The sequence below is a fragment of the Bacteroidota bacterium genome, from assembly GCA_016721765.1.
Classification (GTDB): Bacteria; Bacteroidota; Bacteroidia; order UBA4408; family UBA4408; genus UBA4408.
In genome coordinates this window covers 261,930-283,038 of the sequence record JADKHO010000003.1, presented here as the reverse complement: position 1 = coordinate 283,038, position 21,109 = coordinate 261,930, and the positions used below count along the sequence as shown (strand labels likewise).

20 protein-coding genes are annotated in these 21,109 nt (G+C 38.5%); 19 read left to right on the top strand and 1 reads right to left on the bottom strand.

The features are described 5' to 3' along the window. Nucleotides 1-239: 239 nt before the first annotated feature. From IPP32_14135 to IPP32_14080, 12 genes are all read left to right on the top strand, one after another. Nucleotides 240-488 (top strand): hypothetical protein, encoded by a 249-nt coding sequence (locus IPP32_14135; GenBank protein ID MBL0049221.1) that lies wholly within the window; start codon nucleotides 240-242, stop codon nucleotides 486-488. 2 nt (nucleotides 489-490) lie between these two features. Then, on the top strand, nucleotides 491-676 hold the full coding sequence (locus IPP32_14130; GenBank protein ID MBL0049220.1) for a hypothetical protein: 186 nt from the start codon (nucleotides 491-493) through the stop codon (nucleotides 674-676). Nucleotides 677-864: 188 nt separating this feature from the next. Next, nucleotides 865-1,182: a hypothetical protein gene (locus IPP32_14125; GenBank protein MBL0049219.1), complete on the top strand. Its 318-nt coding sequence runs from the start codon at nucleotides 865-867 to the stop codon at nucleotides 1,180-1,182. Between the two features lie 85 nt (nucleotides 1,183-1,267). Further along, on the top strand, nucleotides 1,268-1,507 hold the full coding sequence (locus IPP32_14120) for a 50S ribosomal protein L28 (protein ID MBL0049218.1): 240 nt from the start codon (nucleotides 1,268-1,270) through the stop codon (nucleotides 1,505-1,507). A 182-nt stretch (nucleotides 1,508-1,689) separates the two neighbouring features. Further along, a complete protein-coding gene (locus IPP32_14115; protein MBL0049217.1) occupies nucleotides 1,690-2,577 on the top strand; it encodes an aminopeptidase P N-terminal domain-containing protein in 888 nt (295 codons plus the stop codon). Beyond that, on the top strand, nucleotides 2,574-3,122 hold the full coding sequence (locus IPP32_14110) for a M24 family metallopeptidase (GenBank protein ID MBL0049216.1): 549 nt from the start codon (nucleotides 2,574-2,576) through the stop codon (nucleotides 3,120-3,122). Before IPP32_14115 ends, IPP32_14110 begins: the two co-directional genes overlap by 4 nt. Before the next feature lie 607 nt (nucleotides 3,123-3,729). Continuing rightward, nucleotides 3,730-5,364, top strand: coding sequence for a T9SS type A sorting domain-containing protein (locus IPP32_14105; protein MBL0049215.1), 1,635 nt, complete (start codon nucleotides 3,730-3,732; stop codon nucleotides 5,362-5,364). A 651-nt stretch (nucleotides 5,365-6,015) separates the two neighbouring features. Further along, nucleotides 6,016-7,191 carry a DUF4421 family protein gene (locus tag IPP32_14100; GenBank protein ID MBL0049214.1) on the top strand — a complete coding sequence of 392 codons (1,176 nt, stop codon included), beginning with the start codon at nucleotides 6,016-6,018 and terminating at the stop codon, nucleotides 7,189-7,191. A gap of 246 nt (nucleotides 7,192-7,437) precedes the next feature. Continuing rightward, nucleotides 7,438-7,620, top strand: coding sequence for a 50S ribosomal protein L33 (rpmG, locus tag IPP32_14095; protein ID MBL0049213.1), 183 nt, complete (start codon nucleotides 7,438-7,440; stop codon nucleotides 7,618-7,620). A gap of 70 nt (nucleotides 7,621-7,690) precedes the next feature. Next, entirely contained in the window at nucleotides 7,691-7,843 is a 153-nt protein-coding gene (locus IPP32_14090) for a DUF4295 domain-containing protein (GenBank protein MBL0049212.1), read from the top strand. 124 nt (nucleotides 7,844-7,967) lie between these two features. Beyond that, the gene (ftsY, locus tag IPP32_14085; GenBank protein ID MBL0049211.1) at nucleotides 7,968-8,921 is read left to right on the top strand and encodes a signal recognition particle-docking protein FtsY; all 954 of its coding nucleotides are present in this window, start codon (nucleotides 7,968-7,970) and stop codon (nucleotides 8,919-8,921) included. Between the two features lie 230 nt (nucleotides 8,922-9,151). Further along, the gene (locus IPP32_14080) at nucleotides 9,152-16,165 is read left to right on the top strand and encodes a gliding motility-associated C-terminal domain-containing protein (protein ID MBL0049210.1); all 7,014 of its coding nucleotides are present in this window, start codon (nucleotides 9,152-9,154) and stop codon (nucleotides 16,163-16,165) included. Nucleotides 16,166-16,202: 37 nt separating this feature from the next. Here IPP32_14080 and IPP32_14075 read toward each other — a convergent pair whose 3' ends face one another. Continuing rightward, nucleotides 16,203-17,069 carry an aldose 1-epimerase family protein gene (locus IPP32_14075; protein ID MBL0049209.1) on the bottom strand — a complete coding sequence of 289 codons (867 nt, stop codon included), beginning with the start codon at nucleotides 17,067-17,069 and terminating at the stop codon, nucleotides 16,203-16,205. A gap of 75 nt (nucleotides 17,070-17,144) precedes the next feature. Between IPP32_14075 and IPP32_14070 the strand changes: the two genes are divergently transcribed. The 7 genes from IPP32_14070 (at nucleotide 17,145) to IPP32_14040 (ending at nucleotide 21,107) form a co-directional block, all read left to right on the top strand. Continuing rightward, nucleotides 17,145-17,765 carry a Crp/Fnr family transcriptional regulator gene (locus IPP32_14070; protein MBL0049208.1) on the top strand — a complete coding sequence of 207 codons (621 nt, stop codon included), beginning with the start codon at nucleotides 17,145-17,147 and terminating at the stop codon, nucleotides 17,763-17,765. Nucleotides 17,766-17,819: 54 nt separating this feature from the next. After that, nucleotides 17,820-18,209, top strand: a complete 390-nt coding sequence (locus tag IPP32_14065) for a rhodanese-like domain-containing protein (GenBank protein MBL0049207.1) — start codon at nucleotides 17,820-17,822, stop codon at nucleotides 18,207-18,209. Nucleotides 18,210-18,296: 87 nt separating this feature from the next. Continuing rightward, complete coding sequence (locus tag IPP32_14060; GenBank protein MBL0049206.1) at nucleotides 18,297-18,503, top strand: DUF2892 domain-containing protein; 207 nt, start codon at nucleotides 18,297-18,299, stop codon at nucleotides 18,501-18,503. Further along, entirely contained in the window at nucleotides 18,504-18,872 is a 369-nt protein-coding gene (locus IPP32_14055; protein MBL0049205.1) for a sulfite exporter TauE/SafE family protein, read from the top strand. Nucleotides 18,873-18,881: 9 nt separating this feature from the next. Continuing rightward, nucleotides 18,882-19,487 carry a class I SAM-dependent methyltransferase gene (locus IPP32_14050; protein MBL0049204.1) on the top strand — a complete coding sequence of 202 codons (606 nt, stop codon included), beginning with the start codon at nucleotides 18,882-18,884 and terminating at the stop codon, nucleotides 19,485-19,487. Nucleotides 19,488-19,551: 64 nt separating this feature from the next. Beyond that, nucleotides 19,552-20,907, top strand: a complete 1,356-nt coding sequence (locus tag IPP32_14045) for an MBL fold metallo-hydrolase (protein ID MBL0049203.1) — start codon at nucleotides 19,552-19,554, stop codon at nucleotides 20,905-20,907. Then, complete coding sequence (locus IPP32_14040) at nucleotides 20,904-21,107, top strand: hypothetical protein (GenBank protein ID MBL0049202.1); 204 nt, start codon at nucleotides 20,904-20,906, stop codon at nucleotides 21,105-21,107. The genes IPP32_14045 and IPP32_14040 overlap by 4 nt, the downstream gene beginning before the upstream one ends. Nucleotides 21,108-21,109: the final 2 nt, after the last annotated feature.

The window sequence follows — 21,109 nt, the reverse complement described above, 5'->3', positions numbered from 1 at the left end:
AGTACCAAGGCATTGCGTTTGTGCCGATGTATGGAAGAAAAGATGTTCGGCTATTCTCTATTTTTGCTCCCATTTATTTAAACTTTCTTAATTTTCTATTCATTTATACCTGCTAAAAAACCAAATTATTCTTTCTTGCATTAAATAAGAAGGCTTAAAAATGAGTCCTAAAAAGAATCTTTGTCTTCACTTTTGATTACGAGTTGTTTCTTGGCGAAAGAAGTGGCTCTGCAAAGTGCATGATAGAGCCAACGAACAAACTCATTTCTATTTTTGACCGCCATAAAATTCATGCAGCTATTTTTTTTGTAGATACCACCTATTTAATTCGACTCAAAGAAATGTCAAAATCTTCCTTAGCCGCTAAAGAAGATTTTGACAACATCAGCGCTCAATTGCAGTTGTTGATACAAAAAAAGCACTATGTGTTTCCACACATTCATCCACATTGGCTGGATGCTGAGTACAACAAAGGCAGCAATAGCTGAGTTTGAGCAATATTGCCAAATATCGCTTTCACGCCATTTCGGAAGCCGAGCGCACTTCTCTTTTTGACCAATCGATCAATATTCTGGAAGCAATAATTCAACCCATTCAACCAAATTATGCATTAGATGGCTATCGCGCCGGGGGCTGGTGCATTCAGCCTTTTAGTGATTTTTATCCCCCATTTTAAAAGACATCATATTAAGTATGATTTCAGTGTTGCCGGGCTTAAAAATTTTAAGCAGTGCCCAGTTTTATGATTTTGAAACTGCACCTCAGTTACCGCTGTATACTTTGAAAATGAGGTAGTGGAACTTCACCCCATGGGAGTTTCACTCAAATTCCATTTCGGTTATTCACATTCCTAAAGCCCATCAATTGGCCAATAAATTTTTACTTAAATACTTGTGGAAAACCGGAAATCGCTCCATTGGCGATGGAAATGGTGTGGTGGCTACGTCTAATGATGAAAGCAATCCGCGGATGCTGCCACAAGGCGAAATGGTTTCTTTGGAATTACTCAATAGCATTAAACTTCCACTCTATTATAAGTATTTAAAATCAAGCAAAATCATGCATTTTATCTCCCATCCAAAAATGCTATCGAAACACAATTTAAAAAAACTGGAGCAATTCCTTATAAATGCCCGTCAACAGTATGTCTTGGAGTGCGATTTTAGAAAGATGCAAGAATAATTATTGCTGGATTTTGATTTTTACAATAAATTTTACGTTATTTGCACTCCGTTTTTAAAAAACAGACTAATTAAACAACAAGAAAATGTCACGTATCTGCGATTTAACAGGCAAAAAAGCTATAGTAGGAAACAAAGTTTCTTTCTCTAATAAAAAGACAAAAAGAAAATTTAATCCGAATTTGGTGGTTAAAAAATTCTTTGTTCCCGAAGATGGTTCTTGGGTTACTTTAAAAGTATCTACCTCTGCACTTCGCAACATTCACAAAAAAGGGATTTCTGCAGTGATGAAAACTGCACGTGAAAAAGGGCATTTAAGCAAATAAGCTGAGGCCATTATAACCTATTAAGCGCTGTTACTTTGTAGCAGCGCTTTTTTTTATCCCCGCTATACTGTAAGTTTGTGTTATGGAAATAAGTTAAGGAGTTGTACATCCATTCACTGGATAAACATTTCAAAACTATTTTCAAAATTAGATTTAGCGTCAAACATAATTTTCATCTCCACATGATTCCTTTAAAATTAAAACTAAATATAGTTTTGCTGTTGATTTTTCACTGGGCTAGCGGACAAAACAATTCTTCCAACACCGCAATAAAAAGTAATTACCGATACGATACCGATTTGCTCACCAAAGAATTCCATGCCGGACGTCGAGCGGCCCTGCGTAAGGAATTACCGCCGAATGCCTTGGCTGTGTTTTTTTCAAATCCGGTGCGTAACCGTTCTGGCGATACCGATTTTGAGTTTCATCAAGACCCTAATTTTTATTACCTCAGCGGGCACACAGAGCCAAATTCAATTCTCCTTGTTTTTTCAGAAATGCAGGAGTTGAATGGCCAAAATTTTAATGAAATCTTGTTTTTGGAAGAGCGCACCTCCTCGAAAGAATTGTGGACCGGCCGCATACTGGGAACAAGTGAAGCCAAGAAAATACTTGGAATTCAAATGATTTTAAAAAATACTGAATTTCAAAACTTTCAACTTTCGTTGGATAAATTAGAAGCTATTTATATGGCTCCCTTGTTAGCCGTGGATGCCGAAGAAGGCGCAGCGATTGACTTGCTCAGTATGCAAAACCGTTTCACCACCATGTTGGCCGAATCGGGTAAAAGTAATATACATAGCGGCGCACTAAATACCATTATGAGCAAATTGCGTGAAGTGAAGCAAGCCGAAGAAATAGCATTGATGCGCAAAGCCATCAACATTTCTTGCAAGGCACATCTCGAATTAATGAAAGCGTTGGACAGCGGAATGAACGAATACCAAGCACAAGCTATTTTGGAATATGTGTTTAAAAACGAAGGTGCTGAAGCGCCCGGATACCCTTCCATTGTGGGAAGTGGCGAAAACAGTTGCATTTTGCATTACAGCAGCAATCGTAAAAAATGAAGGAGCAAGAGCTTTTGCTTATCGATGCCGGTGCCGAATACCATGGCTATACAGCCGACATTACGCGTACCCTTCCGGTGGATGGTAGTTTTAGTGCCGATGAAAAAGCAATTTATGAGTTAGTACTTGCAGCACAGGAAGCTGGAATTGCAGCCTGTCGGGCAGGAAACAGCTTTTATGCAACGCACGCAGCCGCTACTAAAGTTATTCAAGCTGGTCTGCATGCCCTTGGAATAACTAAAAACGAAAGCGAATACCGCAGCTACTTCATGCATGGCACCTCACATTTCTTGGGCTTGGATGCGCATGACCCAAACACACGCGCCTTGCTGCAAGCCGGCAATGTAATCACTGTAGAACCCGGAATATATATCCCCGAAGGTTCACCCTGCGATAAAAAATGGTGGAACATTGGCATCCGCATCGAAGACGATATCCTAATTACCAGCGGTGATCCCGAAAATCTATCAGGTTCCCTTCCTCGCGCTGCCGCTGAAATTGAACAGTTAATGAAAGAACAGGGATTTTTTGAACAAAGGCGGTGATGTGTTGATTAGCCGATTAGCCGATTAAATATTCTGATACTATTGAAACATCTTGTCATCCTGAGCGGAGTCGAAGGGTGATTAGCTAGAATGTCATCCTGAGCGGAGTCGAAGGGTGATTAGCCGATTAAATGCTTTGCTATATTGAAACACCTTGTCATCCTGAGCGGAGTCGAAGGATGATTAGCTGATGTGTTGATTAGCCGATTAGCTGATGTGTTGATAAGCCGATTTGCCGATTTCTTGATAGTTGATTTCTTGATTATCTGGTTTAATATTGATAGTCTGGCTGAGCGGTGTAGAAGGGGGATGCGGATTAACGAATTTTTGTATCCCCCGCTGGCGGGGGCAGGGGGTGGATTGGAACGCTGATTTTTTAAGATGATTATGATTTTTCAGGATTTGCTTTTGACTAGTTAAAGCATGAGAATTTTTGAGAAAGCTGCTTCGGAAATTTTTATATCCCCCGCCGGCGGGGGCAGGGGGTGGATTGGAACCTGATTTTTAGAAAGCTTATTATTTTGAGAAGGGATTTGGTTGAATGCTGAAATTGAAGAGAAGCATTATTGATGGAATTAACTATAATTTTTATTGTTACATTTAATCTATGAAAACCCGTTTATTCCTTCTCTTTATTTGTCTCATTCCATCAGCCACCTCTAATGCTCAAAACTGGCAATGGGCAAAACGTGCAGGAAGCGTTTCTGTTGAAAACATTTCAAGTGTTTGTACAGACAATATCGGAAATGTCTATGTTTTAGGGCAGTTCAGTACAAATAATCCATGGGCTCCGTATATGTTATTCGATACTGATACGGTTTATAATATTGGTGTAAATCAAATTTTTATCGCAAAATACTCAAGTAGTGGCTCAATCTTATGGACACGTAGCCTCGGCGGAAGTAATCCAAATCAAGGAGGTTCAAATTGTGCAAATTGCGAATATTCTTATGGCTTGGAAATAGACACTTTTACTAGTTCCATCATTATAACAGGGCAACTTTGGGGGGGCGCTACTTTTGGAAATGTAACCTTAAACGGAATGGGTACACTTTTCGTTACCAAAATTGATTTTAGTGGAACATTCTTATGGTCAAAAACCTATGGAAATATTGGGGTCTCGGCTTCCGCTTCTGTTTCCTGTAACCTAACAGGTGATATCTATTTGTCAGGATATACTAATAATTTACTTTATATCGACAGTGTCAGTATTACTGCTGGCTTCTTTTGGGCTAAATTAGACCAAGATGGAAATGCTGTTTGGGCAAAGAATATTGGGAAAAATACGGGATCAGGAAAACTCTTTTTTGCTAATAACTCAATTTACTCTCTATTTGGAACAACAAATGATACAGTTTGGATTGATAGCTCAATTTATATTTCAACTTCTACAAAAAATATGCTTTTTGCTAAATTTGATAATTTTGGAAATATTCTTTGGTATAAACCAGTAAAAGCCAAAAATTACTTGTTTGCAACATTAGATGTTGACTCGTCTGGTAATTTTTTTATTGCAGGAACTTTTAAGGATAGCCTTAACTTCGGAACAATTTCACTCACTAACCCTAATTATGATATGTTTATTGCAAAATATAACTCTTTAGGTAATCTCATATGGGTAAAACAATCAGGTTCTACCAACGATGTTACTAGTGGTGCTATCTCAACTGCATTAGACGGTAGTACATATATAGGGGGAAGCTTTTCTGGCGCATTGACTCTTGATTCTTTTTCCATTAACTCATCAAGCCCAAATGAAATATTCGTTACAAGATATGACTCCTTAGGTCATTGTATGGGAATAACGCAAGTGCCAAATGCTGTAGGTGTCAAAATATCTGTCGGTCCAAACGGAAGTTTCTATTTAGGCTCAGAATTTTACTACAACATAACAATTGCAAATTCATCATTCATCACATTTGGAGCAGGCGATATCTTCATCGCCAAACACGACGCCATCACCGGAATTCCCGATCCACGTCGAAGTACAAACAACCAACTCTTCATCCACGCCAACCCCAACGAAGGCAAATGCAATATTACCGTACCCGATGAATTTTTGCATGAGAAAAACCTGGTACTTAGCATTTACAACAGCTCCGGCAAACTCATCCAACAAAAAAAACTAGAGATGAATGAAGGTAAAATAAAACTCAGTTTGGAAGCAGAAGCCAAAGGCTTGTATAATGCGGTGCTAAGCAATGGGACTAAGAGTTATAGTGGGAAGATTGTATTTGAATGATTAGCTGATGTGTTGATTAGCTAATTAGCCGATTAGCCGATTAAATATTCTGATAATATTGAAACACCTTGTCATCCTGAGCGGAGTCGAAGGATGATTAACTGATGTGTTGATTAGCCTCTTAAATATTCTGATAATATTGAAACACTTTGTCCTCCTGAGCGGAGTCGAAGGGGGATTCTGAATAAGAATTTTTAAAGAAAGGCGATCATTTTAAATTTATATATTTTTATTTAACAAAACCCGAAAGCTAATTCTTCCGGGTTTTGTGCGTTTTGCATGTGCTTATTTTAAAAGCCTATATCTGTTAGGATTGGAATGAAGGTAAACTATTAACTTGTGCAAAACCTTAATGGCGTTGCTGAAGGAAAAATCGATTCGGCAAAAAAATTTATAAAAACACTCAAGTCAAAAAGAGTTGCACGAGAGGTGAATTCCATGCCTGAAAACCGCTCGAGTTGCTAATTTTCGCTCGTAAATATTCAAGCTAAGGGAATAGAAATTTATTTAGCTTAGGACGTACTTAGCTATAAATTATTTATTTTGGACTCCATTGGCCTGAAGCAGTTGGCAAAGTAAATCAAACATTACAAAGGGCAGTGTAAAGTAAGGCTTGTTGAAACAAATGGTTGAAATCAAACATTAAATGAATTGAAAATAAGTATTGCATTGAAAAACAATAAATCACTTTACCCTTTCCTTCTCCTAATTCTTCTCTTCATCCCACCTTCTGCGGCTTTTTCTCAAACAGACTCTTTAAAAAAAGAAAGTTCATTTGTGAAATTTATGCTGCTCCCGCATCGAAAATTTGTACATATACTTTACAATGATTCTATTAAAAAAACGGATACACTTTATTTTCATTCACTTAAACATAAAACAATAGTTTCATTGCCCTTTATTTTAAAAACGCAGGGAATAAGCCTGGAAGAAAACAGCAACACTTCAAAATCTGAAAAACTAATATTTCAGCCAAATGATAATTATGTGCTCGGTTTTATGTTCAGCAATCGTTTTGCCACCTTAGTGCTGAATACCGGTATTTCATTTAAACAAAAAGGATATAGTGAGAAAGGAAAAACGCGAAAGCATATTGACTTAAATTTTAATTTTTACGGAAAAAAAATAGTAACCGATACTTATTATCTAAATTATGAAGGGTTTTATATTAAAAACAGCAATGCATTTCCGAATTATAAATTAGTCACAGGACAAAATTTTATGCTCCTGCCAAATGCGAAGTTATATGCGTTTGGACTATCCAGCAGCTATATTTTCAACTACAAAAAGTTTTCTTTTCGTGGCTCCTTTACTTTTACCGAAATTCAAAAAAAATCTGCAGGTTCGGGAATAGTTGGGCTATTTTACACTTATTTAAATCTAAGCAATACACAAACACTGACTCCTTCCTTGATTCAATCAAATTTTAAAGACTTGGCAACTACAAATGCCATTCGCTTTCAAAGCATGGGAATCAATACCGGATATGGTTATTCTTTAGTTTTAAAAAAGCATTTCATTTTAACTGGTTCTATTATTAATGGTATTGGAATTGATTTTACAGATCAAAAACTCCTGAATCAAATATCAATTAAGCAAAAGGCAGCTTTTATTGATAAATTAAATACTCGATTTGCGATTAGATACGATAAGAGAAAGTATTTCATCGGCCTTTTCTTCATAAATGAGAATTTAATAAATTACTCCACAAATAATCTCTTAATCGACTATAACAATCGAAAGTTTTTAGTTTTCGCAGGAATTAGGTTGGATACAGAAAAGGCGGAACGAAGGTTCTTGAAAAAAATTAGACTTTTACCGGCATAAAATGAGTGGTACAACCACTCAATTAGAATTTTCTGTTTCTCCATTGTTTAGGAAGGTGAGGAATGAACGCCTCAAATTCGAACATTTTTCTCAAAAAAATAAAAATTCACGAGGTTGTTTACTTATTTAGATAAAAATATTACATTTGCATCCCCATTTAAAAAAGGGGATAATTGTTAAAGCTTATTGGTGAGTGGTTTAACTGCTAGATAAAAGCGGTACATCGCCTAAAAAAATTAAGAAAAGATGGCAAAAAAAGGCAACAGAATTCAGGTAATTTTAGAGTGTACTGAGCACAAAGACAGCGGCAAGCCGGGAACTTCGCGTTACATCACTACAAAAAACAAAAGAAATAGTCCTGACCGAATTGAGTTGAAAAAATTCAACCCGATTTTGAAGAAAAAAACAGTTCACAAAGAAATTAAATAATCGGTTTCAGATTTCAGGGCATTGATGCTTTATCAATACACCAACATCCGAATCCAAAAACTAATAAACAATGGCTAAGAAAGTAGTTGCAACGCTAAAATCAGGTAAAGGAAACAACTTTACCAAAGTGATTAAAATGGTGAAATCTCCAAAAACAGGAGCCTTTACCTTTAAAGAAGAAATCGTTCACAACGACCACATCAAAGATTTTTTCAAACCCTAATCTTTGAATTGGTAGGTATTATAAAAAGCTTCTTTCCATCGGGAAGAAGCTTTTTCTGTTTCCTGTATTAACAGCGTAAATACCCATCCGAAGCAATAACATTCATCCAAAAACAACAAAATACATGGGATTATTTAGTTTCTTTTCGAAAGAAAAAAAAGAAAGCTTAGATAAAGGATTAGAAAAAACCAAAACTTCCATCTTCTCCAAACTTGCTAAAGCCATCGTTGGTAAATCAACTGTGGATGCAGAAGTGTTGGATAACCTGGAGGAAATCTTAATCTCCTCCGATTTGGGTGTGAGCACCACGCTTAAAATTATTGAACGCATTGAAAGCCGCGTATCTAAAGACAAATACGTGGGAACGGCTCAATTAAATGACATTATGAAAGAAGAAATTGCCGCCCTTCTTTCGGAAAATAATACCACCGATTTACTTGAATTTACTGTTCCTGTTGGCCACAAACCATACGTAATAATGGTTGTTGGGGTGAATGGAGTGGGTAAAACTACTACCATCGGAAAGCTGGCACATCAGTTTAAAAAAGCAGGGAAATCTGTTATACTGGGCGCTGCCGATACCTTTCGTGCAGCTGCTGTTGACCAACTTACTATTTGGTCCGAAAGAGTTGGTGTTCCCATTGTTTCACAAGGTATGAATGCCGACCCCGCTTCTGTAGCATTCGATACACTTAAATCGGCTGTAGCCAAGGAAGCCGACGTAGTAATAATTGATACAGCTGGTCGCTTGCACAACAAGGTGAACCTGATGAATGAATTAAGTAAGATTAAAAAAGTGATGCAAAAAATTGTTCCGGATGCACCTCACGAAATTTTGCTTGTACTGGATGCTTCTACCGGTCAAAATGCAATTGAGCAATGCAAACAATTTACAGCCGCCACTGATGTAAATGCATTAGCACTTACAAAGCTTGACGGAACAGCTAAAGGCGGCGTGGTGATTGGCATTTCCGATCAATTTAAAATTCCGGTTAAATACATTGGTGTTGGCGAAAAAATGGACGATTTACAGGTTTTCAATAAAAATGAATTCATTGATAGCTTTTTTAAACAATAATAAGTTTCGATAAGTTTTTTGTACTCATTACAAGCCTTCCTATCTAATGACATTGAAACACCTGCCTGCATTAGATTAAAGACGAATAGTAACATTTTGTCGACAATTCTCGTAAACCTGCTTTTATCAAGGTTTAAATTAGAATATCTATCTATAAATCAGCAAGATAAATTTTGGAATTTTAACCAAAATTACTATCCTTGTAAATTGTATTGACAAAAAAAGGAGTTTTGAATAAATATTGCCTATCCATTCTTATTTTATTGCTGAGTATTTTTTCAGCTCATGCCGGACATGCTTCAAATGCAGGCGCAGCAAACAATTTGTTGTTCACACCCTGCGTTACTGTTATTCCAATTTCGAACATAATTACCTGTGATGGCAGCAATGTGCCATTAACTGCTTTTGCAAGTTCCCCTGCCGGAGCAACATATACTTGGACAAATAGCGATCCTTCAATAGGCTTGGCAGCAAATGGCATTGGTGATATTCCTGCATTTACCGCCACCTGCATAGGACTAACACCAATAATTGCCACCATTACAGTTACACCGACCCTAGGGGCATGTATTGGCGCAATCACAACATTTAATTTTATCGTTAAACCTAGACCAACCATAACTGGGGGAATGCCATCAACACAAACGGTTTGCCCGGGAAATGTGGTACCTGCAAGTACGCTAACAAGTAATTTGGTCGCCACCACTTATACCTGGTCTAATACGAACATTAATATTGGACTAGGAGCCGGTAGCACAGGAAATACAACGGCTTTTGGAGCCGCTAATCCAGGACTAGTAAATATTTCAGGAACAATAACCATTACACCTACAAACAGTGGATGTGTTGGAAGCAGCTTAAATTTTACAGTTACGGTAAAACCTAAACCTAGCATCACAAATTTTTCGAACCAATCCTATTGTAAAGGCGTGGCTGTTCCTGCAAGTGCATTTGTAAGCTCACCGCCCGGAGCCACTTACAGTTGGACAAATGTGTTTACCTACTCAGTAGGACTTGGAGCAAGCGGTAGTGGCGATCTTCCGGCATTTACCACAACAAACGCAATGGCTTTCCCAATTAATGCTGCCATTACAGTATTACCAACATTAAATGGTTGCACCGGTAATGGAGCTAATTTCACCATTACAGTTTTAGCAGATCCAACTGTTACTCCCATCTCTAATAAAAGTGTGTGCAACGGAGCAATTTCTCCTATTGTGCCGGTTACAAGTGTTAATACTGGAACTGTCTTTTCTTGGACCAATAGCAATCCGGCAATTGGCTTAGCGGCAAATGGCGTGGGTGATGTATCATCGTTTGCGGCAGTAAATAATACCGCTGCAAATATTGTTTCCACCATCACTATCACACCAAGTAATGGTTTGTGTTCAGGAATTCTCTCCAGTTTTACAATAACTGTTAAGCCAAGTCCAACGATAGCCGCACCGGTAAATCAAATTACTTGTCCGGGAAATATTGTTGCATCACCGGTTTTAGTGAGCAATCCTGTTGGAGCAAGTTATTCTTGGGTGAATGATAATACAACAATTGGTTTGGCTTCAAACGCAAGTGGAAATGTTCCTGCGTTTATGACGCAAAACTTAGGCTTAACTTCTATTAGTGGTAATGTAACTATTACTCCTACCTTAAATTCATGTGTGGGTTCAGCGGTCAGTTATAGTATCACCGTTAAGCCAAAACCTGTTGTAGTGGGCACCAGCAATCAAACTTATTGTATTGGAGACAATGTTCCTGCTAGCAATTGGATTAGTAATCCGCCTGGTGCAACTTATACTTGGACAAATGTATATACCTATTTTATGGGGCTTGTGGCAAGCGGAGTGGGCAATCTTCCAGCCTATACTACTGTCAATGGTTCAACTTTTCCTATAACTTCAAATATTTCTGTAACGCCAACTTTAAACGGGTGTGCCGGTATAGCATCAAATTATAATATTTCGGTAATGAATAAGGTTACCATGAATATAATTGCCAATCAAAGTATATGTGAAGGATCACTCGTTGCGGCACCTGCTTATACCAGCCCATATTCAGGTGTTACCTATGCTTGGGCAAATAATAACACTGCTATTGGAATTGGTGCCAGCGGCATTGGCAATATTAATTCGTTTACTGCAACCAATTCAACAAACTCCGCAATAATTGGCAACATAACTGTTACTCCGGCTTACAATGGTTGCCCGGGAACAGCAACAGTTTATAGTGTAACCGTGAAGGGAAGAATAACTGCAAGTGTACCTTCAAATCAATTGTTATGCGATGGCACCCCGGTAGCTGCTACCAATTTTACGAGTTCACCAGCTGGGGCAAGCTTTAGTTGGACCAATGATAATACTTCAATTGGTTTGGGCGCAAGTGGGTCAGGTAATATTCCGGCATTTACGAGTACCAATGCGGGAACTACACCAATTTTAGGCAACATTACAGTTATTCCAACGCTTGCAGGTTGTGTAGGAATTGCCAGTACCTATACGATTAGTTTAAATGCATCTCCAGTTGTCGTGCTACCAGCGAATCAAAGTATATGCTCAGGAGTAAATTCACCGCTTTTAAATTTTACGAGTGTTCCCGCGGGAGCAACTTTTGCATGGACCAATAGTAATGCAGCAATAGGATTGGCTTCCTCCGGTAGTGGTGCTATTCCTGCTTTTTTAGCCAGTAATCCCGGTTCGAGTAATAGCGCTGGAACGATTTCGGTTTCAGCTACATTAAATGGTTGCACAGGTACTCCCGGAACCTATAGCATCACAGTGAAACCATTGCCTGTGGTAAGCGGACTATCTAATCAAATTGTGTGCACCGGCGCAAATGTTGCCAGTTCAGCTTTTTCTAGCAGTCCTGCCGGAGCAAGCTTTTCTTGGACAAACAGTAATAGCTCCATTGGATTAGGGGCAAGCGGCACTGGGAACCTTCCTCCCTTTGTAGCTAGTAATTCAACCAACGCGTATCTTAATGCAACAATTACAGTAACACCAACTCAAAATGGATGTGTAGGAACCAGTGATACATATAGTCTGTCGGTTGCCCCCACAGCAAGTGTTAGCGCGCCACTTAACCAAAGTGTTTGCGCAGGAACATTAATTCCTATCAACAATATTGTGAGTAGTCCGGCAGGAACAAATTATACATGGACCAATAATAACACAGCAATTGGTTTAGCTGTAAATGGAATTGGAGATGTGCCATCTTTCACAGCGCTAAATACAGGAACAGTTCCTGAAATTTCAACAATTACCATAACTCCCGATTTTGGCGGTTGTAATGGAACTGCAGTGAGTTATACCATTACTGTAAATCCACTTCCAACTGTTTCAACTCCGGTGAATCAAATCGCATGTCCAGGTGGCAGTATTCCCGCTGCAAATTTTACAAGTGTTCCACCCGGTGCGTCTTTTAGTTGGACAAATACCAATTCAACAATTGGCTTAAGTGGCAATGGCTTAGGAAACATTACTGCTTTTAGCGCGCTCAATATTTCCTCTTCTGCAAGTATTGCCACTATAAGTGTAACACCAAGCCTCAATACTTGTGTAGGAACCGCAAGTAATTATACTATTACTGTAAATCCTAACCCTGAATTGACACCTGTGTCGAATCAAATTTTATGCAATGGCGCTGTTGTAGCGGCATCAACTTTTTCGAGTGTTCCTTTAGGGGCTAGCTTTTCATGGACAAATTCTAATAGCACGATTGGGCTTGCAGCAAATGGAATTGGAGACACTCCCGGATTTGTGACGGTTAACGCTGGTGCATCTGCTAGTGTTGCTTCTATTAGTGTAACACCTACTTTAAATGGGTGTACCGGTGCACCATTCAATTATTCCATAACAGTTAATCCTACGCCGGTTGCACCGCTCGCTACTGGAATTACAGAGTGCCCTAATACTGCTGTAAATTTATCTGCATCAGCACCAGCCGGAACAATCGAATGGTATGACCTTGCCGTGGGCGGAACATTATTAAGTAGCGGTCCCAATTTTACTACACCTTTGTTAGCTGCTTCTACAAATTATTTTGTGCAAGCAAGTATTAATACTTGTAAAAGCAGCCGAACACTTGTACCGGTAACTATCTCAAATGTGATGACAGTTAATGCCGGACTTCCCGATACTATATGTGAAGGCACAGTCGCCCAATTGCAAGCAAATCCTCAAGGAGCAGCTTATACTTATGTTTGGGATGCTCCGGGTAATGCAGGTTTCAGTAACCTAAGCAATCCGGCAGTAGCTCCCCTTTCTACAACAACTTATACTGTCACCGTATCCAAAACTGGAGGTTGTGTGGGAACATCTACTGTAAAAATTAACGTAACAGCTAAGCCAATACTTTTACCCCTATCAAACGTTTCGGTGTGTAGTGGGAGTAATTCAACTGCTTCTTCCTTTACAAGTATTCCTCCAGGGGCAAGTTATGTATGGACTAATTCGGATATCTCAATAGGCCTTGCTTCTAACGGAATAGGCAATGTTCCATCTTTTTCTGCAATTAATTTTGGTTCAAGTGCAGTACTTGCAAATATTAATGTATTACCCTCTCTAAATGGATGTAACGGTACAGCATTAAATTATGTTATTAGTGTTGAACCTAAACCCACCGTGAGTATTCCATTATCAAGCAGCTATTGTGTTGGAACACTTGTACCTGCAACAAATTTTGTTAGTACTCCTCTTGGTGCATCGTTTTCATGGACTAACACTGAAAATGGTATTGGAATGGGATTAAGTGGAAATGGCAACATTCCAGCTTTTACAACAACCAACGGTGGTAATTCGGATTTAACAGGCACTATAAATGTAACACCTACTTTAAATGGCTGTGTTGGAAGTCCGTCGAATTATAACATTATCGTAAAAGCAACACCACAAGCGATAGCACCTGTTACGCAAACTGCCTGTGCCGGAAGCAATTTTTTACCGGTTAACTTTAGCAGTATTCCTGCAGGAGCGAGTTACCTATGGACGAACACTAATACCGCAATTGGTTTAGCAGCAAATGGCGCAGGAAACATCAGCTCATTTCCTGCTACAAACGCAGGAACAACGATTCTTCAGAGTACTATTTCTATTACACCAACCTTGAATGGCTGCATTGGCTCAAGTACAAATTTTTTGATGGAGGTAAATCCGCAACCAGCCCTGATAGGAACTACCAACCAAACTGTTTGTGACGGCGCAATTTTTTCGGCATCTAACTTTAGCAGCACTCCTTCGGGTGCAAGTTATTCGTGGACAAATTCAAACCCCAGCATTGGTTTGGCGCCCAGCGGTACCGGTAATACGCCATTGTTTACTGCATCTAATTCAAGTTCCGCGCTAATATCAGGTGTGGTTACTGTTACACCGGTATTAAATGGGTGTGCCGGTGCAACATCAAACTTTACTTTATCTGTAAAACCCAAGCCGGTTGTTGTGTTACCTGCTGCCCTATCAATTTGCAATGGAGAGAATTCAGCTCCAATTGTACTTAGCAGTAACCCAATTGGAGCTTCCATTACATGGCAAAATTCCAATCCGGGTATAGGCTTAAGCGCCAATGGAATTGGGAATATTCCTTCCTTTATTGCAAGTAACTCGGGCAGTAGTTTAGCGTCGGCAACAGTGCTTGTAACTCCAACTCTTAATGCTTGTGTTGGAGTCACACAAAATTTTGCAATTGACGTAAAACCCACTCCGGTGGCACCCACAGTAGCAAATGCAACTGTTTGTGTAAATACATCAGCTCAATTAACGGCCACTGCTCCCGGTGGCAATTATGAATGGTATAGTGCTTCCAGTGGTGGTAGCCCTTTGTTTACAGGTGTAAGTTATTCCACACCGACTTTAACAACAAATACTATTTATTTTGTTCAAACAAATATGGGAGGTTGTGTGAGTGCAAGAACACAAGTGAATGCGTTTATTACCGGTTTTTTTGTCGCAAGTGCCGGACCTGATGATTCAATTTGTAGTGGCGCTAACTACACCTTGCAAGCCAGCCCAAATTTACCCGGTTATTCATGCATTTGGGACGAACCAAGTAATCCGGGATTTTCAAACAATTTTATTACCACTATAACACCCGGGTTAAGCAAAATTTATATTGCTAAAATTACCGGACCGGGCGGTTGTGTAGTAAGCGATACCGTTTTTATAAAAGTAAATCCTGTACCGGTTGTAACGCCGCCATCCGGCTTGTCAATTTGTAATGGTGCTTCAACCCTTCCAATTAATTTTAATGCATTTCCTATTTCTTCTGTTTGTACTTGGACAAACTCAAATCAAGCCATAGGACTTATTGCAGCTGGAAGTGGCAATATTTCAGCTTTTGTAGCAACAAATTCAACACAATCTAATATTTCGGCTAGCATTTCTGTTCAACCCAGTTATCATGGATGTGTTGGGATTACAAACAATTTCTCAATTGTTGTAAAACCAACGCCTCAGATTACATCAATACTACTAGATTTACAAGTATGCTCAGGCGAATTAGTGCCGGCGAACACCATTAGCGTAACCCCTGCATCATCGAACATATCATGGACAAATTCAAATACATCAATAGGTTTATCATCAAGCGGAAGCACCAATATGCCTTCTTTCATTGCCGATAATAACACAGGAAGTACACAAAGCGGCTTATTAAAATTTACTCCCACTTTTCAAGGTTGTTTGGGTAATGCAATTACCTACAATGTGTTTGTAAATGCTTCGCCACTTGCAGACTTTACTTTTTCTCCGGAAACACCTTCACTTATTAATCCTTTAGTACATTTTAATCAAAGTTCTCAATATGCACAATCTTATGTATGGGATTTTGGCGATGGGTTTACATCAACAGAAACTAGCCCAGTGCACAGTTATCAGGATACAGGATGTTTTACTACACAATTGATTGCTGAAAATGTAAATGGGTGCAAAGATACTCTTCAACAGTTGGTTTGTGTGGAAAGCACCTTTACGCTATATATTCCGAATGCATTTACGCCTGATGGTGATGATAGAAATGATACTTTTTTACCTGTAGGATTTGGCATTTCTGAGAAAAATTATGAATTAATAATTTTTGATCGATTGGGGGATGAAATTTTTAGAAGTAACGACCTGGCAGTTGGGTGGAATGGCAAAGGTGAAGGCTTATTTTCTAAAGGTGATTATGGGGTGAACGGATATATTTATAAAATCTCATGCCGCGATCTTGAAGGAAATAACCACAATTATGTTGGCCAAGTGCTTCTGATAAGATAGTAAACCCTATACAAAAAGAGCTTAGAATGTGTCGCTGTTATGTTAATTCAATTGAATAGGTACAGGAAAAATTCTTCTGAGATTCGAGCAATACAATTCCCTTTTTAGTTTCTAAATTTCCGGAAGCATCCACATTATCAGCTAATCCAAACCAAGGCTCAATGCATACAAACGGTGCGCCCGGTTTACCCCACAAACCTAAATAGGGAAAGCCTTCGATGGATACCTTAACTGCATGTTTTGATTTGGTGGATTGCAGTGTAATAAACTTTGATTTGAAATTTTGCAGCACAATCGCGTCTTTTTCAAACGTTTTAGCATTTAGCTCAATTTCGTTGGCGTTGGTTATGAATTTTTGTGTTTTACCTGAAAACAAACCGCCTTCGAGTAAGCTACATTCCAAGGTTTCCTTTTCGTCGAACACCAATTTATAATCTTCAAATTTTTCGCCCGGAAGCAGTGGGCAACAAAAGCCAGGGTGGGCACCAATTGAAAAGGGCATCACATCTGCACCAAAATTACTCACCTTATATTCTATTATTAATTTGTTTTTGATAAGGCCGTAGCTCACCATTAATTCAAATTCGAACGGAAATACTTCCTGTGTTTCGACATCTGAGTTTAAATAAAATACAACAAAATCATCACTGACCGATTTTAAAAAGAAATTTTTATCCCTAGCAAAACCGTGTTGTGGTAAAGTGTATGTAGAGCGTTTATACTGATACTTAAAATCCTTTAGTTTTCCAACAATTGGAAAAAGAATTGGGGCATGGCGTGGCCAAAATTTTTCATCTGCCTGCCAAATAAATTCCAGCTTCTCATTATTCTTGATACTACATAACTCTGCCCCTTTGTGGTTGATAGAAACCGTTAAGTAATTATTTTGTATGGTAGATTGCATAATTCAAAATTTACTGTCAAAAGTATAAATTCAAACTGATTTTTCATTTCCCCGTGCGATGATTAACTTAGCCCAATGGAACTTACTGAAATAATAGAATTTAAATCTTCGCCTGCCGTTAGAGAAAAACTGGCACTTTATGGGTTTTCAAAGGTATTTGAAGAGGGTGATGTCATTCAAAATGAAAATTCCTATATCAAAGCTATTCCAATCGTTACAAGAGGCAGTATCCGCGTAATGCGAACAGAACCGGATGGTAGAGAAATTTTACTTTATTACATAAAATCGGGCGAATCATGTATCATGTCTTTTTTGGGCGGTATTCATCACGATACCAGTAAAGTAAAGGCAATTGCAGAAGAAGAAACCGAGATATTATTCATTCCCATCGAAAAAGTTAGTTTGCTCATTCAGGAATTTCCAGAATGGTTAGATTATATTTTTAGACTTTATCATAAGCGTTTCGAAGAATTACTCGAGGTGGTGAATGATATAGCATTTAAAAAAATGGATGAGCGCTTACTCGATTTCATCAAAAAAAAATGTACGTTAACCGGCAGTCATACTTTGATTGTAACACATGAGCAGCTTGCAAATGAACTAGGAACTGCGCGTGTCGTAGTTTCGCGTTTGTTAAAACAGATGGAAGATGAAAAACTAGTAGTATTGGGGAGAAATAAAATTACACTCTTGTAACATAAGTTGCACATTTTGCGCTATTGATGGCTGAAATTCGCGCAAAAATTCCATATGAAATTTCTACGCCTTTGCCTCACAATTTTTGTGCTCCTTAGCCTTCATTCGTGTTTCACCGTGCGCAATTCTGCACATTTTAGCTATCAAAAACTACCTCCACAGGAATATTCAAAAATGTTGAATGACAGTATTGGATATTACTTAATTGATGTACGCACAAAAGGCGAATTTAATACAGCACATATTCCAAATGCAAGGAATTTCAGTTTTTTGAATTTTAACTTCGGAAAGGAAGTAGACACACTTAACCGAAACAAGCTTGTATTTGTATACTGTCAAACCTGCCACCGCAGTCCTTTTGCAGCCAGAACCCTCAAAAGAAAGGGATTCCGTAAAGTATATGATTTGAAAGGTGGATTTGTTAAATGGAAGCCAGAGAATTAATTTCTTATGTAACAAAAGTTGCTGTATTCCTATTATTTTAATTGCACTTTTGTTTTGAAATAAATTAAACACTTAAAAAAAAAATATATGAAAGCAAACATGGGTAACCTCGACAAGGCAGTTAGAATCATTGCAGCAGTAATAATTGCTGCCTTGTATTACACCAATCAAATTTCTGGAACTGCAGCCATAATATTATTGATATTGGCCGGCATTTTTATTTTAACCAGTTTTATCAGTTTTTGTCCGCTATACTATCCATTTGGCTTTTCTACAAAAAAGAAAGAAGCATAAATGGCATTTCAACAAATAACGTTAATAGCGTTAATTGGTGCAATTGCAGGAATTTTTGGTGGCTTGTTGGGATTGGGAGGTGCCATTATTATTATTCCTGCGCTTGTGCTATTTATGGGCTATTCGCAACAGTTAGCACAGGGCACTACCCTCATGATGATGGTATTTCCGGTTGGAGCATTAGCTGCACTACAATATTACAATAATGGTCAAGTAAATGTGAAAGCAGCAATCCTATTGGCTGTATTCTTTTTCATAGGTGGTTTCTTTGGGGCAAAATTTGCAACACAACTGCCTCAAGAAGTTTTAAAAAAAATATTTGCCCTACTCCTTGCCGGAATAGCCCTGAATATGTGGTTTCAAAAATAATTAAGAACTATGGTTGATTTTTGGAATAAAAGGTACGCGGAAACCGATTTTGCGTATGGAAAAACGCCCAATCTGTTTTTGGTTGAACAACTAATCAGTTTACAGCCTGAGACTATTCTTTTTCCCTGTGAAGGAGAAGGGCGAAATGCGGTATATGCGGCCACCAAAGGGTGGAAAACAGAGGCGTTTGACTCGAGCGAAATGGGTATGAAAAAAGCACAACAACTGGCAACTGAAAACGAGGTAAAAATTCAGTATCAACTGGGCGATGCAAAAACGATAGATTATCCTATCGAGTCCTTTTCTGTGATTGCATTAATGTACACACATTTCCCTAAAGAAATAAGAGCTGAGGTACATCAAAAAATGGCTCGTTGGTTAAAACCCGGAGGTACACTCATTCTAGAAGCTTTTAATCCTTTGCAATATAGCCGGACATCGGGAGGACCTAAAGATATATCACAACTCTATTCAGAAACAATGTTGCAAGCAGATTTTTCAACTTTGAAAACCAAAATTTTGTATTGCAAGGAAGTTACTTTGCACGAAGGCAAGTTTCATCAAGGTGCAGCGGAAATAATTCGCTATGTGGGGACAAAATTATTAACTGTGTAACAAAAGTAGCTGTGTAATTTATTTTGACCAGCGACCTTTGTCCTCAAGAAATTAAAAACGCAACATGCTCGTTCAACAATTTGAAGATAAAAATTTAGCGCATTACTCTTATGCTATTCTGAGTCAGGGTGAAATAGCCTTGATTGATCCGGGAAGAAATCCAAAGCCCTATTATGACTATGCAAAAAAACATGAAGCTAAAATTATTGCAGTTATTGAAACACATCCGCATGCAGACTTTGTGAGCAGCCACAAGGAAATTTATGAAAAAACAAATGCAACAATTTATGTTAGCAAGCTTCTGAGTGCCGAATATCCTCATGAAACATTTGATGAGGGAGATGCACTTTTAATTGGCGAAAGCACTCTAAAAGCGCTTAATACGCCGGGGCACTCACCCGATAGCATTAGTATTTTGGCACTAAATGAAAAGGGCGAACAAATCGCTGTTTTTACCGGTGATACTTTATTTATAGGAGATTGTGGACGACCAGATTTACGTGAAGAAGCCGGAGCAATAACAGCAACGAGAGCCGAATTGGCCAAACAAATGTACAGTTCATTACGAAAAAAATTAATGCCCTTAAATGATGCTGTACTTATTTATCCGGCACATGGAGCGGGTAGTTTATGTGGAAAAGGTTTAAGTGCAGCCGGAAGCAGTACAATTGGAGCAGAAAAAATAAGCAATTGGAGTCTACAAAATGTATCGGAAGAAAAATTTGTAATAGAATTATTAACTGACCAGCCCTTTATTCCAGCGTATTTCCCATATAATGTAGGGCTTAATAAAATAGGCGCAAAAAACTATAAAGATTCCATCAAAGCTGTTGAAAAAAGAGCTGCTGTAACATGCAAAAATTGCGCCCAAACGCTGCATGCAGAATACGCAATTATAGATACTCGACCACAAAAAATATTTAAAAAGTCGCATTTAAAAAACGCGATAAACTTAATGAACGATACCAAATTTGAAACTTGGTTGGGAAGCATCATCAAACCTGAAGAGCCCTTTTATTTAATCGCGACGAGCGAAACCGAATTAGATGAACTGATTGCCAGGATTGCGAAGATTGGTTATGAGGCTCAAATTGTTCAAGCGTTTACACTCGAGTATGGGGATGCTAGCATGCCGGAAATCAATACCGAGGCACTAAAGCAACATCCTGAATTATTTACCATTCTTGATATTAGAAATGAGACAGAAGTTAAAAGTGCTCCCATTTTTTCAAGTGCATTAGCCATACCCTTGCATCAATTAAGAAACCGAATAAACGAAATACCCTTGGAAAAACCAATCGTAGTGCATTGTGCCGGAGGGTATAGAAGTGCAGCGGGAAGTACGATTTTAAAATCAAAATTAAATGGCAGCGCTGAGGTTTATGATTTAGGCGAAGCGATAAAAGAATTTCAAAAATGAACTATATTTTAAAACACAAAATAACACTTATAGGAGTGCTAATCGGTGCAGTTGCGGGTTTTGCCTATTATTACTATGTAGGATGCGCAAGCGGCACCTGTGCCATCACCTCCAAACCATTTAACAGCACACTGTATGGCGCTGTTATGGGCGGCCTAATTGTAAATCTATTTCAAAGCGAAAAATCAAAACAAAAATAAAA

Coding starts and splice junctions, on each gene's coding strand:
- IPP32_14135 (MBL0049221.1), top strand. CDS start 240: ATGATAGAGCCAACGAACAAACTCATTTCTATTTTTGACCGCCATAAA.
- IPP32_14120 (MBL0049218.1), top strand. CDS start 1,268: ATGTCACGTATCTGCGATTTAACAGGCAAAAAAGCTATAGTAGGAAAC.
- IPP32_14115 (MBL0049217.1), top strand. CDS start 1,690: ATGATTCCTTTAAAATTAAAACTAAATATAGTTTTGCTGTTGATTTTT.
- IPP32_14110 (MBL0049216.1), top strand. CDS start 2,574: ATGAAGGAGCAAGAGCTTTTGCTTATCGATGCCGGTGCCGAATACCAT.
- IPP32_14105 (MBL0049215.1), top strand. CDS start 3,730: ATGAAAACCCGTTTATTCCTTCTCTTTATTTGTCTCATTCCATCAGCC.
- rpmG (MBL0049213.1), top strand. CDS start 7,438: ATGGCAAAAAAAGGCAACAGAATTCAGGTAATTTTAGAGTGTACTGAG.
- IPP32_14090 (MBL0049212.1), top strand. CDS start 7,691: ATGGCTAAGAAAGTAGTTGCAACGCTAAAATCAGGTAAAGGAAACAAC.
- ftsY (MBL0049211.1), top strand. CDS start 7,968: ATGGGATTATTTAGTTTCTTTTCGAAAGAAAAAAAAGAAAGCTTAGAT.
- IPP32_14075 (MBL0049209.1), bottom strand. CDS start 17,069: ATGCAATCTACCATACAAAATAATTACTTAACGGTTTCTATCAACCAC.
- IPP32_14070 (MBL0049208.1), top strand. CDS start 17,145: ATGGAACTTACTGAAATAATAGAATTTAAATCTTCGCCTGCCGTTAGA.
- IPP32_14065 (MBL0049207.1), top strand. CDS start 17,820: ATGAAATTTCTACGCCTTTGCCTCACAATTTTTGTGCTCCTTAGCCTT.
- IPP32_14060 (MBL0049206.1), top strand. CDS start 18,297: ATGAAAGCAAACATGGGTAACCTCGACAAGGCAGTTAGAATCATTGCA.
- IPP32_14055 (MBL0049205.1), top strand. CDS start 18,504: ATGGCATTTCAACAAATAACGTTAATAGCGTTAATTGGTGCAATTGCA.
- IPP32_14050 (MBL0049204.1), top strand. CDS start 18,882: ATGGTTGATTTTTGGAATAAAAGGTACGCGGAAACCGATTTTGCGTAT.
- IPP32_14045 (MBL0049203.1), top strand. CDS start 19,552: ATGCTCGTTCAACAATTTGAAGATAAAAATTTAGCGCATTACTCTTAT.
- IPP32_14040 (MBL0049202.1), top strand. CDS start 20,904: ATGAACTATATTTTAAAACACAAAATAACACTTATAGGAGTGCTAATC.